The organism is uncultured Cedecea sp. (assembly GCF_947498825.1).
Taxonomy (GTDB): Bacteria; Pseudomonadota; Gammaproteobacteria; order Enterobacterales; family Enterobacteriaceae; genus JGM124.
This window is the reverse complement of record NZ_CANMLV010000026.1, coordinates 48,758-64,767: the sequence shown is the minus strand read 5'-3', so window position 1 is coordinate 64,767 and position 16,010 is coordinate 48,758. Positions and strand designations below refer to the sequence as shown.

At 46.1% G+C, this 16,010-nt stretch carries 15 protein-coding genes; 9 read left to right on the top strand and 6 right to left on the bottom strand.

What is annotated here, in order from left to right:
- Window positions 1-142: 142 nt before the first annotated feature.
- A complete protein-coding gene (locus tag Q1A40_RS20195; RefSeq protein ID WP_367275771.1) occupies window positions 143-376 on the bottom strand; it encodes a DUF1435 family protein in 234 nt (77 codons plus the stop codon).
- 305 nt (window positions 377-681) lie between these two features.
- Between Q1A40_RS20195 and Q1A40_RS20190 the strand changes: the two genes are divergently transcribed.
- From Q1A40_RS20190 to Q1A40_RS20170, 5 genes are all read left to right on the top strand, one after another.
- Window positions 682-1,701 (top strand): GGDEF domain-containing protein, encoded by a 1,020-nt coding sequence (locus Q1A40_RS20190; protein WP_367275770.1) that lies wholly within the window; start codon window positions 682-684, stop codon window positions 1,699-1,701.
- A gap of 276 nt (window positions 1,702-1,977) precedes the next feature.
- On the top strand, window positions 1,978-2,751 hold the full coding sequence (locus Q1A40_RS20185) for a threonine/serine exporter ThrE family protein (RefSeq protein ID WP_300004486.1): 774 nt from the start codon (window positions 1,978-1,980) through the stop codon (window positions 2,749-2,751).
- Window positions 2,745-3,218 (top strand): threonine/serine exporter, encoded by a 474-nt coding sequence (locus Q1A40_RS20180; protein ID WP_300004483.1) that lies wholly within the window; start codon window positions 2,745-2,747, stop codon window positions 3,216-3,218. Before Q1A40_RS20185 ends, Q1A40_RS20180 begins: the two co-directional genes overlap by 7 nt.
- Window positions 3,219-3,320: 102 nt before the next feature.
- Window positions 3,321-3,773 carry a MarR family winged helix-turn-helix transcriptional regulator gene (locus tag Q1A40_RS20175; RefSeq protein ID WP_300004481.1) on the top strand — a complete coding sequence of 151 codons (453 nt, stop codon included), beginning with the start codon at window positions 3,321-3,323 and terminating at the stop codon, window positions 3,771-3,773.
- A gap of 223 nt (window positions 3,774-3,996) precedes the next feature.
- Window positions 3,997-4,506, top strand: a complete 510-nt coding sequence (locus Q1A40_RS20170; RefSeq protein WP_300004478.1) for a DUF2501 domain-containing protein — start codon at window positions 3,997-3,999, stop codon at window positions 4,504-4,506.
- Here the strand turns inward: Q1A40_RS20170 and Q1A40_RS20165 are convergent.
- The 4 genes from Q1A40_RS20165 to Q1A40_RS20150 form a co-directional block, all read right to left on the bottom strand.
- Window positions 4,485-5,288, bottom strand: coding sequence for a CDP-diacylglycerol diphosphatase (locus Q1A40_RS20165; RefSeq protein WP_300004475.1), 804 nt, complete (start codon window positions 5,286-5,288; stop codon window positions 4,485-4,487). The two genes, Q1A40_RS20170 and Q1A40_RS20165, sit on opposite strands and share 22 nt — an antisense overlap.
- 86 nt (window positions 5,289-5,374) lie before the next feature.
- A complete protein-coding gene (gene hldE, locus Q1A40_RS20160) occupies window positions 5,375-6,802 on the bottom strand; it encodes a bifunctional D-glycero-beta-D-manno-heptose-7-phosphate kinase/D-glycero-beta-D-manno-heptose 1-phosphate adenylyltransferase HldE (RefSeq protein ID WP_300004473.1) in 1,428 nt (475 codons plus the stop codon).
- A 49-nt stretch (window positions 6,803-6,851) separates the two neighbouring features.
- A complete protein-coding gene (gene glnE, locus Q1A40_RS20155) occupies window positions 6,852-9,707 on the bottom strand; it encodes a bifunctional [glutamate--ammonia ligase]-adenylyl-L-tyrosine phosphorylase/[glutamate--ammonia-ligase] adenylyltransferase (protein ID WP_300004470.1) in 2,856 nt (951 codons plus the stop codon).
- Between the two features lie 22 nt (window positions 9,708-9,729).
- Window positions 9,730-11,028: an inorganic triphosphatase gene (locus Q1A40_RS20150; RefSeq protein WP_300004467.1), complete on the bottom strand. Its 1,299-nt coding sequence runs from the start codon at window positions 11,026-11,028 to the stop codon at window positions 9,730-9,732.
- A gap of 473 nt (window positions 11,029-11,501) precedes the next feature.
- Between Q1A40_RS20150 and Q1A40_RS20145 the strand changes: the two genes are divergently transcribed.
- The 3 genes from Q1A40_RS20145 to Q1A40_RS20135 all read left to right on the top strand — a co-directional run bounded on the left by Q1A40_RS20145 (window position 11,502) and on the right by Q1A40_RS20135 (window position 14,643).
- Entirely contained in the window at window positions 11,502-12,122 is a 621-nt protein-coding gene (locus tag Q1A40_RS20145) for a TIGR04211 family SH3 domain-containing protein (protein WP_300004465.1), read from the top strand.
- A gap of 142 nt (window positions 12,123-12,264) precedes the next feature.
- The gene (locus Q1A40_RS20140) at window positions 12,265-13,512 is read left to right on the top strand and encodes a multifunctional CCA addition/repair protein (RefSeq protein WP_300004463.1); all 1,248 of its coding nucleotides are present in this window, start codon (window positions 12,265-12,267) and stop codon (window positions 13,510-13,512) included.
- A gap of 282 nt (window positions 13,513-13,794) precedes the next feature.
- Window positions 13,795-14,643 (top strand): DUF1460 domain-containing protein, encoded by an 849-nt coding sequence (locus Q1A40_RS20135; RefSeq protein ID WP_300004460.1) that lies wholly within the window; start codon window positions 13,795-13,797, stop codon window positions 14,641-14,643.
- Window positions 14,644-14,842: 199 nt separating this feature from the next.
- Here Q1A40_RS20135 and folB read toward each other — a convergent pair whose 3' ends face one another.
- Complete coding sequence (gene folB, locus Q1A40_RS20130) at window positions 14,843-15,211, bottom strand: bifunctional dihydroneopterin aldolase/7,8-dihydroneopterin epimerase (protein ID WP_300004498.1); 369 nt, start codon at window positions 15,209-15,211, stop codon at window positions 14,843-14,845.
- A 106-nt stretch (window positions 15,212-15,317) separates the two neighbouring features.
- Between folB and plsY the strand changes: the two genes are divergently transcribed.
- Window positions 15,318-15,950 (top strand): glycerol-3-phosphate 1-O-acyltransferase PlsY, encoded by a 633-nt coding sequence (gene plsY / locus Q1A40_RS20125; protein WP_300004458.1) that lies wholly within the window; start codon window positions 15,318-15,320, stop codon window positions 15,948-15,950.
- Window positions 15,951-16,010: the final 60 nt, after the last annotated feature.

Genomic DNA, 16,010 nt, shown 5'->3' with positions numbered 1-16,010 from the left:
GAATTGGTAGACGCGCTAGCTTCAGGTGTTAGTGTTCTTACGGACGTGAGGGTTCAAGTCCCTCCCTTCGCACCAACTTGCTTAACTTCTCTTCTGCAGTAACTTCCCTTGACCCTGTCTGTTTTTCTTATCACTCTTTCTTTTAGTGCAAATTCATCGTAATAAGCAGCAATCCACTGGTAAATACGATGCTGGATGGCAATAAAACAAAATGACGTAACCGTTTGTGATACAGCATAAATACTGTCATCAATAAACTGGCAACAATCAGCAATCGCCACTGATCAAAGCTCAATTCTATCAAGGCCAATAGCGCCACAGACAGCGCTGCAGCTATAATACTCCACCCACCTTCAAGCCGTCTTTGCAGCATCATCACGGGCACTCTCCATTACGATAATGATAATTAATATCATATGACAATTTTTCTCAACTGTCAGCGAGAAAATGCCTGATAAATGCCCTCTATCACTGATATTTAATTATTAAGTAATGACATAAAAATTATAAGGTGATAAATTTAGCCGAATAGGGTGCTACCGAATAAACGATACTAAGAAAGTACCTGGTTTAATTTTTTTATTTATTTTAAATACACCGACTACCAACAGCGCGTTATCCTATGACAATACAATTGCTATGACATCGCACATCTGGCATACCTTACTTAAAAGTAAACATATGCTTTCATTATGCTTATTTATCCTTCTTAATGGATTATCTGCCGTTGCGGTTCTCTTTTGCCCTTTTTATTCCCAGCAGCAGCTCGCTTTGCCCGTCGTATTGATTCTGGTCAGCAGCATAATTTTTCTTTCCCTGACTATATTCTATGCTAACAGACTGATTAATATAAATATAGCGGCATCGTTTTATGGTTTGTTGTGGGCATCACAGCTGATTATTAAAAATGATTTATTAACAGAATATCAACATCTTGTTCTGATGATGAGTTTGCTGTCAGTTTTATTGATCGCAACACTTTCATTTATAAATAATATTTATGCTTTTGTCCTCTATTGCCTGCCCGTTTATCTTGCTGTTTTCTGGCTGGATAACAGTGCTTATGGGATATGGCTGATATTCCCTGTCGTAATACCTGCATTAGGCATTACTATCCAATATCAGATACAGAAACGACATACCGAGTTTAATCAGCGTCTGATGAATAAATTTCAAGAAGAACGGGAAAGGCTCAGCGATCTCAGTATGTTAGATCCATTAACCGGACTCTATAATCGTCGTGGTTTCCAGCATCGTTTCGATAGCATCATGGCCCAAGGCAAAGGTAATCACTTTATTTTGTTGCTGGATATCGATCGTTTCAAAGCCTATAACGACCATTATGGCCATACTATGGGCGATCAGACACTGACGCGGGTTTCTGCGGCTATTCGTGATGCGGTTCGCGCTAAGGATATTGTAGCCCGTTATGGCGGTGAAGAGTTTCTGGTGATGTTGACAGATATTCAAAGTTCACAAGCTTTACAGACGGCGGAACGTATTCGTCAATACGTTTATGACCTGAATATTATGCATCAATTTAGTACTGAACTGGATAATAATATTACTATTAGTATTGGTATTACTCCATTACAAGGAGATGATATTGAACAGGCAATATTGCTAGCAGATCAGGCTTTGTATAAAGCTAAGAACCACGGGCGAAATAAAATATTACCCGCAGAGGCATTTGACCTGTAATAATCTAATTAATTATTCCTTAGTATTATTATTTTATACATTTCACAAAATGTGCGCTTCCAGACTGAGAGCGGCAGCCCCTGAATCATCCTGTTCTTTTTTTGAACAGCAGAGATCGCTTTGGCTCGATAGCGCCCCTTACAGGAAAAAATTCACTTCCTGATTATCTAAAAAAACTGCATAAATATTGATCTCAGATACTTAGGCTCTAGCCCTCATATATGCTAATAATAAAACAAATAAAAAAGCGGTCGTTTATATCTTTTAGGGTTCGTTATGCAAACTGAAACCTCTCATCATCATGAGATAACCCGTTTATGCATCCAATGCGCTATTTTTTTACTTCAGCATGGGGCTGAAAGTGCTCTGGTTGAAGAACTTGCTACCCGCCTGGGTAAAGCATTAGGCATGGATAGTGTTGAACTATCTATCTCAGCAAACGCTATTGTTCTCAGTACTATCAAAAATAATCACTGCATCACTACCACGCGGAAAAATAACGATCACGGTATAAATATGCATATGGTGACCGAAGTTCAACATATTGTGATTATGGCTGAACATAAGCTGCTGGATCATAAGGATGTGTTAAAACGATTTTCACATCTCAAACCACTGCGGTATCCGCGCTGGTTAATGGTGCTCATCGTGGGTTTGTCTTGCGCCAGTTTTTGCAAATTAAATGCAGGCGGCTGGGACGGTGCTTTAGTCACTTTTATTGCCAGCTCAGTAGCAATGTATTTCCGTCTGCTACTCACTCAGCGACGACTCCACCCACAAATTACGTTTGCAATTACGGCTTTTATCGCCACCAGTGTTTCTGGTTTACTCATCGGTAAGGGAATATTTACCCATACCTCCACTATTGCTATCGCTTCCAGTGTGTTACTGCTGGTTCCGGGCTTCCCTCTGATAAATGCTGTCGCAGATATGTTTAAAGGACACGTTAATACCGGTCTGGCACGCTGGGCAATGGCTAGTTTGCTGACACTGGCTACCTGCATAGGGATTGTTACAGCACTTTCTTTATGGGGGTTAAACGGATGGTAATAATAGAATTTATCCTTGCGCTCATCCAGGATATGTTGCTAGCAGCAATACCCGCCTTAGGATTTGCCATGGTATTTAATGTCCCTGTTCGCGCGCTCCCCTATTGCGCTTTACTGGGGGCGATTGGTCATGGTTCACGCATGATAATGCAATCTCTGGGACTGAGTATTGAATTGGGGACCTTTTTGTCTGCTATTCTGGTGGGTATCATTGGTATTCAATGGTCACGCTGGTATCTTGCTCACCCAAAAATATTTACCGTCTCGGCAGTTATTCCCATGTTCCCGGGGATTTATGCCTATACCTCGATGATTTCTTTAGTAAAATTGAGTCAGTCTGGCTACAGTGAACCTTTATTTATCCAGGCCGTGATGAATTTTCTTAAAGCCTCTTATATTGTCGGCGCATTATCTATAGGCCTGTCGCTTCCCGCATTATGGCTCTATCGTAAAAGACCTCGTGTATAAATTATCGCCATGCTTAAGCAATCATACCGTATTGAAGATTCACCACGTTATGATTGCTTAAAAAATTTGCTATTTAATCTACTACTATTTACAGTCATAAAAATGAAAACACCTTTGTCTGCGGCAGATACATTGCAATTAGAAAACCAGCTTTGTTTTGCAGTTTATTCCACTAATTTAGCCATCAATAAGCGTTATCGTCAGTGGCTGGCCCCCTTAAAGCTAACTTATCCGCAATATTTGGTGATGCTAGTTCTGTGGCAACAAGATGATGTTACGCTCTCACAAATTGGTGAACAGCTGTTCCTGGACTCGGCTACACTGACCCCGCTGCTCAAGCGGCTCGAAAGTGCCGGATGGGTGTTACGCCATCGTTCTCGTGACGATGAGCGCCAAGTCGTCATCACGCTGACGACTGAAGGGCGAGAACTGAAAGAAAAAGCAAAAAGTCTCCCTGAATCACTCAGACAAACGTTAAGTTGTAGTGCTGATGATATTGTGGTTCTCAAAACACAACTTGAGCAACTGCGCCAGCAGCTCAACAGCGGAATTTAAAAAAAATATATATAAATAGCGCGCTATTATATATCGCAACATTCAAAATATTCTGATCAACATAGTGCATCTACAGAACATTTTCTGTTGCATATCGAGCGCTGTCTCATCAGCATAATATTCAGCGCTTAAAGTGAAAAGCACCTCATCAGAAAAGTTATTGCTACAAGTAATAATGAACTCAGGAAATTGCCGTTATGGCAACTACACAAGGACAGAAAAAATGAATCATCCATACTGGCTTTACTGCAGTACCGCGATAGCATTTTCATCAATATCAATGAATTGCACTGCAATCGTCTTGCAAGAAAAGCTCGCTAAGTTATCCGAAGAACAGAATAATCATAACATCGTAGCGGGAACACAAAGCGGCGGGCTCTCTCTTTCCTCTTTGAGTGCTCTGCTTGAAGGGGGAAACACCACTCTCAGCGCCAATACGATGGAGAATGCAGCTGGGGTGATTGAATACTGCACAAGAAACAAACTTTCCTCAATGGCAAATGCCGAGAAAATACAGGGCAAGTTAGTCTATAAACTGGGTCTCACTCATCCTCGTAATACTGCCGCGAAGAAGGACTATGCCCAGGGTTTATCCGGATTACTCAACACGCATAATGGTCAGCAGCTGGATATGAAGGACTTGAGCCATTCTGAGCTCGCCGCTGAGGTCAAAACCAAAGCCTGTGATCTGGTGCTTAAACAAGGTATGGATTATTTATCCTTTAATGGCTGAGCCACTTTACAGTCGAAATCAAGTAACTCCTCTGCGGTTCCTAAGGTAAGTGCCATTAGCTGTACCTGGGTTGCCAGCAAAATAGCGTCACCATTATTCGCTGCTATACGCACTAAACCGTAGTTGTCCATAGAGTCTCTTGCGGTTTGTACATACTGTGCGAGAGCGATAAAGGGATCCGTCGCCTCAGCGACTTTAATCGCGAGATAGCGCCGTCCTGACAGGGGCGTGTTCAGTTCCTTCCACTGATAACCGATATTTTCTGCTTGCTGCAAAATGGTCTGGTAGACCTCTGGTTTCAGGCAAGACAGGTGAAGATGTAGCTGGTTTTGGGTGCGCCCGTAGCGGGAGTTCACCGCCAGGGCCAGATAGCGTTCTGGGATCGGAAATGCCGCTTGCTGCTGTAAGAAATAACGCGTATTCCAGCCATGTTGGAAATAGTTTTCTGTTTTATCCTCCAGGAGTACGGGGCTTTCAATACCGGTAATTTTATCTGTCGGGATCAACAGGGTATGCAACGGACCATTAGCATCATTAAAAACAACATAGCGCTGCGCCAGATTAACCTGTAAGCAAGGTGCAGGAGAGCCTGAACGCTGTTGCTCAGGCACACAACGCTCACTCACTATCTGCCATAGTTGCTGACTGTTATAATGTAACCATGCCAAATACAGCACAGGCAGTGCGAGCGCAATCGCACCGATAAGGGTCAGCGTTAATAATATTTTTTTCAGCAATGAATGTGGCGGTCGTTGAGAAGAGGAAGCGTTACTGTCAGTCATGATTACCGGGCATATCCGATTTTGTCGGGGCGATCAGCAACGAAAGCGATAGCTGTTCGTTGCTGATGTAATAGCACAATGCAGGTTTAGTTGTGACTCTGGATTTTTTTGATGATATTGGTCGTCGAGCAACCATCTTCAAAATTCAGGACCATCACTTCACCACCGTTAGCCCATACTTCCTGACTTCCGGCAATCTGGTCGGGTTTATAATCCCCTCCCTTTACCAGTCGGTCCGGCAGGATCTCACCAATTAAGCGTTGCGGCGTGTCTTCTTCAAACAACACTACCCAGTCAACAGCCTCCAGTGCCGCCAGTACGATCATACGCTGATCCTGAGGATTTACGGGACGCGTCTCGCCTTTCAGACGCCGGGTGGAAGCATCACTGTTTACCGCAACAATCAGTCGGTCACCCAGCTTACGCGCATTAGCCAAGTAAGATACGTGACCCGCATGAAGAATATCAAACACGCCATTGGTCATCACCACCCGCTCACCACGTTTACGTGCAGCTTCAACAGCAACGCTGAGTTCAGCTTCACTCATCACACCAAATCCGGTTTCTGAACGTCCACGCACCGCATTTTCCAGTTCGACAGGAGAAACAGTCGAGGTCCCCAGTTTACCCACCACCACACCAGCGGCAGCATTAGCAAAATAGCAGGCCTCTTCCAGTGAATGACCTGACGCCAGGGTGGCAGCCAGCACACCAATCACCGTATCACCGGCACCGGTAACATCGTAAACTTCCTGAGCCTGCGTGGCTAAGTTGAAAGGCTCGACGTCTGGACGTAATAAGGTCATGCCTTGTTCTGAACGGGTTATCAGTAGAGCAGATAATGAAAACTCAGCAATAAGCGCCATACCACGCGTTACTAACTGCTCTTCACTATGACATTTCCCCACCACAGCTTCGAATTCAGCCAGGTTTGGCGTCAGTAAAGTGGCTCCGCGGTAACGCTCAAAGTCAGTGCCTTTCGGGTCGATAAGTACCGGAACATTGGCTTCGCGAGCCAGACAAATCATCTGCTGAACGCTTTCCAGTGCCCCCTTCGCATAATCAGACAGAACCAGAGCGCCAATATGCGGCAGCGCCTGACTGATACGCTCATGCAGGGGGGTAGGGTCAATACCCGCGAATCCCTCTTCAAAATCCAGACGGATAAGCTGCTGATTACGGGAAAGCACCCGTAGCTTGGTAATCGTTGGGTGCGTGGGGACAGAAACAAAATCACACTTTACGTTAACCCCTGCCAGCGTCTGACTCAGCGCACGGGCTGCATCATCGATACCAGTAAGTCCGACTAAGCGGGAACCTGCGCCCAGGGAGGCAATATTCATTGCAACGTTTGCGGCCCCTCCAGGACGTTCTTCAATCGTATCAACTTTAACCACCGGTACCGGAGCTTCTGGTGAAATACGGCTGGTTGGCCCATACCAATAGCGATCCAGCATGACATCACCAACCACCATGACACCAGCACGACTATATTCCGGCAGTGTTACTTTCATTCCTGACTCTCCAGCACGGGATAAAATTTTGCGAGGGATAATAACATATTTAGTTCTCTGTGCTCGCGTGTGACTCACCAAGCCAAGTCCGCCAGCTACGATTGACCTGCTCACGTTCTTCAACAAAAACATTCAATGCGACATGACCCGGCAACGTTTGCAAAGCAAGATGATGCAGCTCATCACGTAACGTAACGTAGGCATGAGTCAGCGCTCCAGACTCTTCTTCACTGATGATATTATCTTGCACCATAAGCTCCAGAATACGCACATTATCAGGCCAGCGCGTCAAATCAGGGCTCATTGATGCATAGCGCAGGACAAGATACTGGGTAATAAACTCAATATCGGTAATCCCCCCTGCATCGGCTTTAATATCGAAACGTTCACGATTTTTATTACCCAGATGCGCGCGCATTTTTTCACGCATTTCTCGCACCTCAGTTTGCAGTACCGTCCCTTCCCTCGGCCGGCACAGCACTTCATGTCGAATAGCAGTAAACTGTTGGTTCAGTACCGGATCACCATAGACAACACGGGCCCGCACCAGAGCCTGATGTTCCCAGGTCCAGGCCTCGTTTTTCTGATAATCTGCAAATGCATCCACCGTGGTCACCAGCATGCCTGCCGCGCCTGATGGGCGTAGACGCGCATCCACTTCATATAAGATACCTGATGCCGTGCGGGTACTGAATAAATGCAAAATGCGCTGGGCCAGACGTAAATAGAACTGGCGACCATCAATTTCACGCTCACCATCTGTGGTGTCATTCGCCGGACAATTGTGCAAAAAGACCAAGTCAAGGTCAGAACTGTAGCCCAACTCCAGCCCCCCCAGCTTGCCGTAACCCACCACCGCAAATCCTCGACTATTTTGTCCCAGTAAATGACGAGGCTGTCCATAACGCGCGACCATCTGAGCCCAGGCTTGCTGCACGACAGCATCAATAATGGCCTCTGCCAGCCAGGTTAAGTGATCGCTGACTTTCATCACCGGCAACGTTCCGGCGATATCTGCCGCTGCAACACGTAATAACTGTACCTGTTTAAACTGCCGTAACGCTTCGAGTTGTTGCTCTTCATCATCGTGAACACGGAGTAAATACTGACGCAATTCATCCCGATAAGCGTCGGTAGCCGTCGGCTGATACAGCGTATTAGGATCCAGCAACTCATCCAGTAACAACGGATATCTGGTAAGCTTCTCGGCAATCATCGGCGAGGCAATACAGAGCATCACTAGCTGTTTGAGCGCGCCAGGATATTCCGATAATAGCTCCAGATAGGTGGTGCGGGTGACGATACTCAGTAACAGCGGGATCATACGGGAAAGTGCCAGAGCAGCACTTTCTTGCTGGCAAGACTCACGTAATAAACGCGGCATCAGTTGGTCGAGCACTAATCTGCCTCGCGAGCCGATGGTACGCTTATTAGTATCCTCACGAAAATCAGCGAGATATTTAATAACCTGACGGCGAACTTCAGGGGTCAGATGATTAAGTATCGGAGTGGTTTCATCGCTATCCAGTGCATCCAGCCAGAGTTCACGCCAGGCTTCAGAGTCACTATCTTCTCCGGCTTCGGGTTCATCATCGCCAATCAACTCATTAAACACCTGACGGACGTTGTGCATATGCCGCTGTAGCGTTTGTTCCAGTTCATGCCAGTCGGCCATCTGCATTCCCCAGGCAAGACGCGCACGATTTAGCTCATCACCGGGCAAGGTCTGCGTCTGCTCATCATTGATACTCTGTAGCAAGTTTTCCAGCCGGCGGAGATAGAGATAGGCGGCACGTAATCTGGCTGCATCATCAGCAGGTAATAGATTGAGGTGCTCGATAGCTTCAAGGGTCGGTATCAGTGACCGGGCCTGTAATGAGGGTTCACGTCCCCCGCGAATAAGCTGGAAGACCTGAACAATAAACTCCGTTTCACGGATACCTCCTGCACCAAGTTTAATATTGTCAGTCAGTCCCCGTCGTCTGACTTCACGGGCAATCATCCCTTTCATATTTCTCAGAGACTGAATCACGCTGAAATCAATATAGCGACGAAAAACAAAGGGACGCAGCATTTTACGCAGTTCATGGCTCCAGATATCGTCGTTATCCCCCATCACACGAGCTTTAACCATCGCGTAGCGTTCCCAGTCTCGCCCTTGTTCCTGATAGTAATCTTCCAGGGCAGCAAAGCTCATCACTAAAGGACCGCTATCACCAAATGGCCGTAAACGCATATCCACACGATAAACGAAACCCTCTGCGGTAGGCTGATCTAATACCTTAATCAGACGCTGACCGAGACGTGTAAAAAATTGGGCGTTATCCAGCTCACGACGACCACCAATGGTTGAACCATTTTCCGGCCAGGCAAAAATGAGGTCGATATCTGAGGAGAAGTTGAGCTCGTCTCCCCCTAGTTTTCCCATTCCTAAAATCAATAATGGCTGGGCGACGCCCTCGGCATTAACCGGTGTGCCCCATTCACGACAACAGGCAGAATATAACCAGTCACGGGCGGCAATAATCAAGGTTTCCGCCAGCACACTCAGTTGTTTGAGTGTCTCAAGGGTATCAACCTGTGCCAGCGCCTGAGACCAGGCAATTCGCACCATGATTCGACGACGAAACTGGCGTAAAACACGCATTAGCACCGTTTCGTCAGTCACGTCCTGTAACTCGACTTGCAGCCAGCTGGCATAGTGCTGCCACTCTTCTGTCTGAGGGGCATTCCGTTGTAAATCATCCAACCATGCCGGATAAACCGCCATGCTGTCGCTAACAAAATCACTTACAGAGAGCACGGCCCGCGCCTCATCAGTGAGTTTTTGGGCATCAAAATCTTCAGGGAAATGTGATAATACAACCTGCAAATGGTGCTGTAACAACGGAGTAAGCGACATCATGGTGGTATTCCTTGCCTGTCAGTTATTTTCCACTATGTAACCAGAAAGGTGCCTGCGAAATGGCTTCGTTACGATAGTGTTCAATCTCAACGATTTGGTTTGTTTTGATAGCATCAAACAGTCCCTGCCAGTTTTCTACCCAAGGGGACGCTTGTTCGACAGGATAAATTCCGGCCAGTAGACGTGCTGCATCTAACTCACGTATCAGCCGCGTAAGCTTATCGGCATAGGCATCACCTAGCGGGCGCTGAAAAATCGCTCTTAGTTCCGCTGAATGACGTGAAAGATGGCCGTCAGCAAAACGTTTTAAAGAACCGTCGAGCTTAATACGCCCTTTCTCATCAACAAAGTCACGCCATTGGGACTCAAACAACCAGCGGGTTAACACCAGTTTAGTGATACTGGCCTGAGCGCTGAACAGAACAGAATCGCCCTTATCCTGCTCTGCAAGGCTGGTTTCGAAACTGAGCAGCAAATCACGTAACTGTGAACTGGCTTTGCGTGGAATAATACCGCCAAATAACGCCAGAACATGCCGGACATTACCTGCTGCCAGCATGATATGTTGTTTCGCCGCTTTATTACCGCGCGACCAGAGTTCTTCATGATAGAGTCCGCTTTCCAGCGACTGGGCCAGGGCAGCTTTCAGACCTTGTTCAATAGTGGTTTTCGGTGCCAGAGATAACAAGCCAAGTGGCTTCACTGCCCTCTCAACCGCGCCCTGTGCAAGATGATAGCCACGGGCAGCTTTGCTTAAGAGCCCCATACGCAAACCCGGTTCATTCACTAATTGCTCAGCCAGAACAAGCAATGCGCCTGCTTCGCCTTCCAGTAGTTCAAGCTCTAACTCGCAAATCGGCTCTTGTAAATCACCCGCGACAACCTCGCCTTGGTCGAGAGCCAGTTCAATACGACTCGTTCCCTGCTGAACAACCCAAGTCTGACGATTAAAGTTAGTGCTAAATAATGGATTAAGCTGCTGTTGAAGCTCAGCGATATCTACGCCTTGCGGCCAAATTTCTGCGGGTAGCAATGTCAAGTCGAGCACAGGTTCACTCAATGGCACATTATATTCTGGACGTTGATGTAAGCCTCCGATCACCTGACCTGAGGTTTTCATAGTCATTTCATAGTGATTGCCATTGCCGCGGATACGCAGCCCCATATTATGGCGACGCAGAAAATTATCTGCTGTTTCATAATAAATATTTACCAGCTGACGAGTCTCATGCTGTTCTTGCGACAGGGCATTCAACTTTTCACTCAATGAGTGGATAACTGGTGGATTAACAATAAATTTTAATTCGATTTCCTGAGCCATATCTTCTTTACTTGCCGGTGAAGCACACTACAACGTAGTACGCCTCAGAGTTAACATGAAATACTCCAGATAGTACGACAAAAAAAGCAGAAAGGTCGCGTATTTACCCGTAAGAAATTGCAATAATGAACTATATCCAAAATAATTCGAGTTATCTGTAGGCGCCCAGTTCAGCCCGGCGATGAGCATAGACAAACTATGTGATTCGGCGGGCTGGACGCAGGCAACACCCAGGCAACTTGAAGTATGACGGCTATATCCCCTAAATAATTCGAGTTGCCTGTAGGCGCCCAGTTCAGCCCGGCGATGAGCATAGACAAACTATGTGATTCGGCGGGCTGGACGCAGGCAACACCCAGGCAACTTGAAGTATGACGGGGATACCGGATGATTCTCATTCCGGTTTATAGATTGCACCGTCACACTGTAACCACTACTATCCTCTTACAACTCATGAAAAAAATGTCGAAATAATGCTTAATTTACGCCTAATTTGCTTCACTTTGCTGTCTCTTAGTGTTTCTGTCACAGCTCATGCTGAAGAAAAACGTTATGTTTCTGATGAACTGAATACTTGGGTTCGTAGTGGCCCGAATGATAGTTATCGTTTGGTCGGTACCGTTAATGCCGGGGAAGAAGTTACCTTACTACAACGTAATGAAGAGACTAAATATGGTCAAATACGAGAAAGTAATGGCCGTACAGCCTGGATCCCGTTAGCGCAATTAAGCAATACACCGAGCCTCCGTACCCGAGTGCCTGAATTAGAGAGCCAGCTCAAAACGCTGACCGATAAACTGACCAATATTGATACCACATGGAACCAGCGCACCGCAGAAATGCAGAAAAAAGTCGCGCAAAGTGATGAGGTTATCAATGGTCTGAAAGAAGAAAATCAACAACTCAAAAACCAGTTAATTGTCGCCCAGAAAAAGGTCAATGCTGCTAATGTTCAGCTAGATGATAAACAACGCGCCATTATTTTACAGTGGTTTGTTTACGGAGGCGGAGTTGCTGGCTTTGGCCTGTTGGTCGGATTGTTGCTGCCCAGAATGCTGCCAAGACGCAAGAAAAATGACCGCTGGATGAACTGATTAACAGGATTGATATCCAACATGACTCAGGTTGCCGCCAGGCCAGAGCCTGGCAGCTTGAAATATGATGGATATAGCCATTGATTCACCTTGCATCTATATTTAGCATTTAAGTTAACATTACGTTACCGGAGAGTTGCTGGTGAAAGTTTATTTGGTCGGTGGAGCGGTACGGGACAAATTGCTCAACCTGCCGGTTAAAGATAAAGACTGGCTGGTAGTCGGTGCCACGCCGCAGCAAATGCTGGACGCAGGCTATCAGCAAGTGGGTAAAGACTTCCCTGTTTTCTTACATCCAGAATCGCATCAAGAATATGCCCTGGCCCGTACAGAACGTAAATCAGGCCAGGGATATACGGGCTTCACTTGTTACGCCGCGCCTGATGTCACCCTGGAGCAGGATTTACTGCGCCGTGATCTGACCATCAACGCGATTGTTGAAGATGAGCACGGTACACTTACCGATCCTTATGGCGGTCTGAGCGATCTAAAAAATCGTATCCTGCGTCATGTATCACCGGCTTTTAGCGAAGATCCCTTGCGTGTATTACGCGTGGCGCGCTTTGCTGCCCGCTTTGCGCACCTTAACTTTCGTATCGCACCTGAAACTCTGGCATTGATGAGCGAGATAGCCGCTGATGACTCCCTGGCACATTTGACTCCAGAACGCGTATGGAAAGAGACAGAAAAAGCGCTGAGTTACCGTAATCCGCAAATCTATTTTGCGGTATTACGCGAATGCGGCGCGCTGAAAGAACTGTTTCCGGAAATTGATGCACTCTATGGTGTTCCGGCTCCTGCCAAATGGCATCCGGAAATCGATACCGGTATCCATACCCTGATGACACTGACAATCGCGGCTCAGCTTAGCCCTGAAATTGATGTCCGTTTTGCGACCTTGTGTCATGACTTAGGTAAGGCGCTAACGCCACCAGAAAAGTGGCCCAGCCATCACGGTCATGGTCCGGCTGGTGTCAAGCTGGTTGAACGCTTGTGTAACAGGCTGCGTGTTCCAACAGAAATTCGTGATCTTGCAAAGCTAGTGGCCGAGTTCCACGACTTGATTCATACCTTCCCCGTCTTGCAGCCGAAAACAGTAATTAAACTGTTTGATAAAATAGATGCCTGGCGTAAACCCTGGAGAGTGGAACAAATTGCCCTGACCAGTGAAGCAGATGCACGTGGGCGTGCCGGGTTTGAAGCCAATGACTATCCACAAGGACGTCAGCTCCGTGCCGCGTGGGAAGCCGCTCAGCGTGTTACAAATAAAGAAGTCATTGATGCAGGTTTTCAGGGGCCAGAAATCCGTGAGGAGCTAACAAAACGCAGAGTCCTGGCAGTCGCTCTTTGGAAACAGGAGAATGGTCTGCCAACTCCGTCTGATATTTGATATTCGCCGTTTCGTTCGTCAGACAATGCTGTCTGACGAAATCATTTTCGACAGAACAGATAACACATCTTATACCGCACACCAATATATTACATTCCTAACGTAATACTGACGCATCTAAAATATATGCTGGTGACAGATTTCCATAAAACGCTCCAGCCTATAGAATAATAGTTGTATTTACTCCACAAGTACTTTGAAATAAAAGTTTATTCATTTCTCTCTGAAAGCTATTCAGTGCCATTCAGGAAATGTATTTTTGTCCGAACCACGGAAGGTTGTATGCACAAATTATTTTTTCTCATTATCATCTTTGCTCTCCCAATAGAATGTCATTTTCAAGAACCTATTATTACGGCGACACTGCAGAAAAAAGAATCACTTTTTTATTCTGAGATCAAAAACATTGATGCCTATACATTACGGAAAGCCAATACAATAATACAGGATATATCAAATAATAAAAATTCAGATCAGAGTGAAAAAATATCACAGATTTCAGAAAAATTTCTCGGCACCCCCTACCAAAGTAATATGCTCGTTGGCTCAGATATCACACCAGAGAAATTAATAATAGACTTCAAAGGATTAGACTGCTTCACCTATCTGGATTATGTTATTGCATTGCATATGTCACTCTCACAAAATGATTTTATCCATAAGGTTATCAAAACTCGCTATATAGATGAAAAAGTTAGCTTTTATAATAGAAAACATTTCTTCACTGACTGGGCTGATCGTGAATGTAAAATAGCTGAAGATATCACCACCCAGCTGAGTCCACATACCCTGAAATGCGTTAAATTACTTAATCAAAAAGACAAAGATCAAAAATACCTCCCTGGAATTCCCGTTATATCACGGAATATTAACTACATTCCCAGCTCGGCAATTGATATGACGCTCATCAGCAAATTAAAATCCGGCGATCTCATTGGTATTTATACTCCCCTGGCAGGACTGGATGTCTCTCATGTCGGTTTGTTTATTGCTACGGAACAAGGCCCGGTATTTCGTCATGCATCATCTTCCAAAGATAACCGGCGTGTAGTAGACACTCCTTTCATGCCTTATTTATTAAAGACCCCGGGAATTATTGTATTAAGAACGAAACCATCACTTCTGCAATAATTTAATCATCCTTAAAATAATATAAACCAAAAATAATTCGAGTTGTTTGTAGGCGCCCAGTTCAGCCCGTCGATGAGCATAGTTAAACGCTGTGATTCAGCTGGCTGGACGCAGACAACATTCAAGCAACTTGAAATATGACGGGTTTCATTTTTACGTCCCCCTGCGCTAACGTCAAAACAGGGGGGCATGAGTCGGTTTATCGGTGTACCGGCGGGCGTTGTCCACGCTCAATAATGACCCCAACATTGGCTGCCTGCGCAACTGCCCCGGGTTTACTGACCTTAATGCGAACCCATGGAGAGTTAAATTTCGCCAGCAGAATTTGCGCCAGCTCCTCAGCAACACGCTCAACCAGGGCAAAACGTCCATCACGCACATGCGTTATTACCGTTTCGCTGACATCTGCATAGCTTAAACAGTCCTCAACTTTATCACTGGCCGCTGCCGGGCGGTTGTCCCAGGCCATTTCTATATCGAACACCAGTTTCTGCTGAATCTCTTGCTCCCAGTCGTAAACACCGATAGTGGTAATCACTGTGAGTTGCTCTATAAATACAATATCCATCATCTCTGCCTTGTTTTTCGTAGTGCCGGATACCACTTCCGACGAAATATGCGTATTATCCACAGATGCAGAGAAGACTTCGACACTTTCACAATGGAACAGCATTATGAGTGCAATCGCGCCGGGTATGATCCTCATCGCGTATCTCTGCGGCTCAATATCAAGCGCCATTTTGGTTTGCCGTATTGCCGGTCTCCCCGATCCACGCGAGAGCGGCTCAGGTAATCCCGGAGCTACCAATGTGTTACGCATTGGTGGTAAGGGCGCGGCCGTAGCGGTACTAATTTTTGATGTGCTGAAAGGAATGCTTCCCGTCTGGGCAGCTTATGCTTTAGGAGTTCCCCCCTTCTGGCTGGGCCTGGTGGCTATCGCCGCCTGTATGGGACACATTTGGCCGGTATTCTTTAAATTCCGCGGAGGGAAAGGCGTTGCGACGGCTTTTGGTGCCATAGCGCCTATCGGCTGGGATTTGACCGGTGTCATGGCTGTAACCTGGGTGCTTAGTGTGCTGCTCAGCGGTTACTCCTCTCTGGGAGCAATTATCAGTGCCTTGATTGCCCCCTTTTACGTCTGGTGGTTTAAGCCACAGTTCACCTTTCCGGTTGCAATGCTTTCTTGCCTGATACTGCTGCGCCACCACGATAATATTCAGCGCCTGTTCCGTAGGCAGGAGAATAAAATCTGGCCCAGACTGCGACGTAAAAAGAAATCACAAGCAGAAGACGTAAAAAAGGAATGACCGAGTAGCAGTTAAACTGCTGAGCCGAGAGAAAATATCTTTTATCTCATTCTGCTCAGC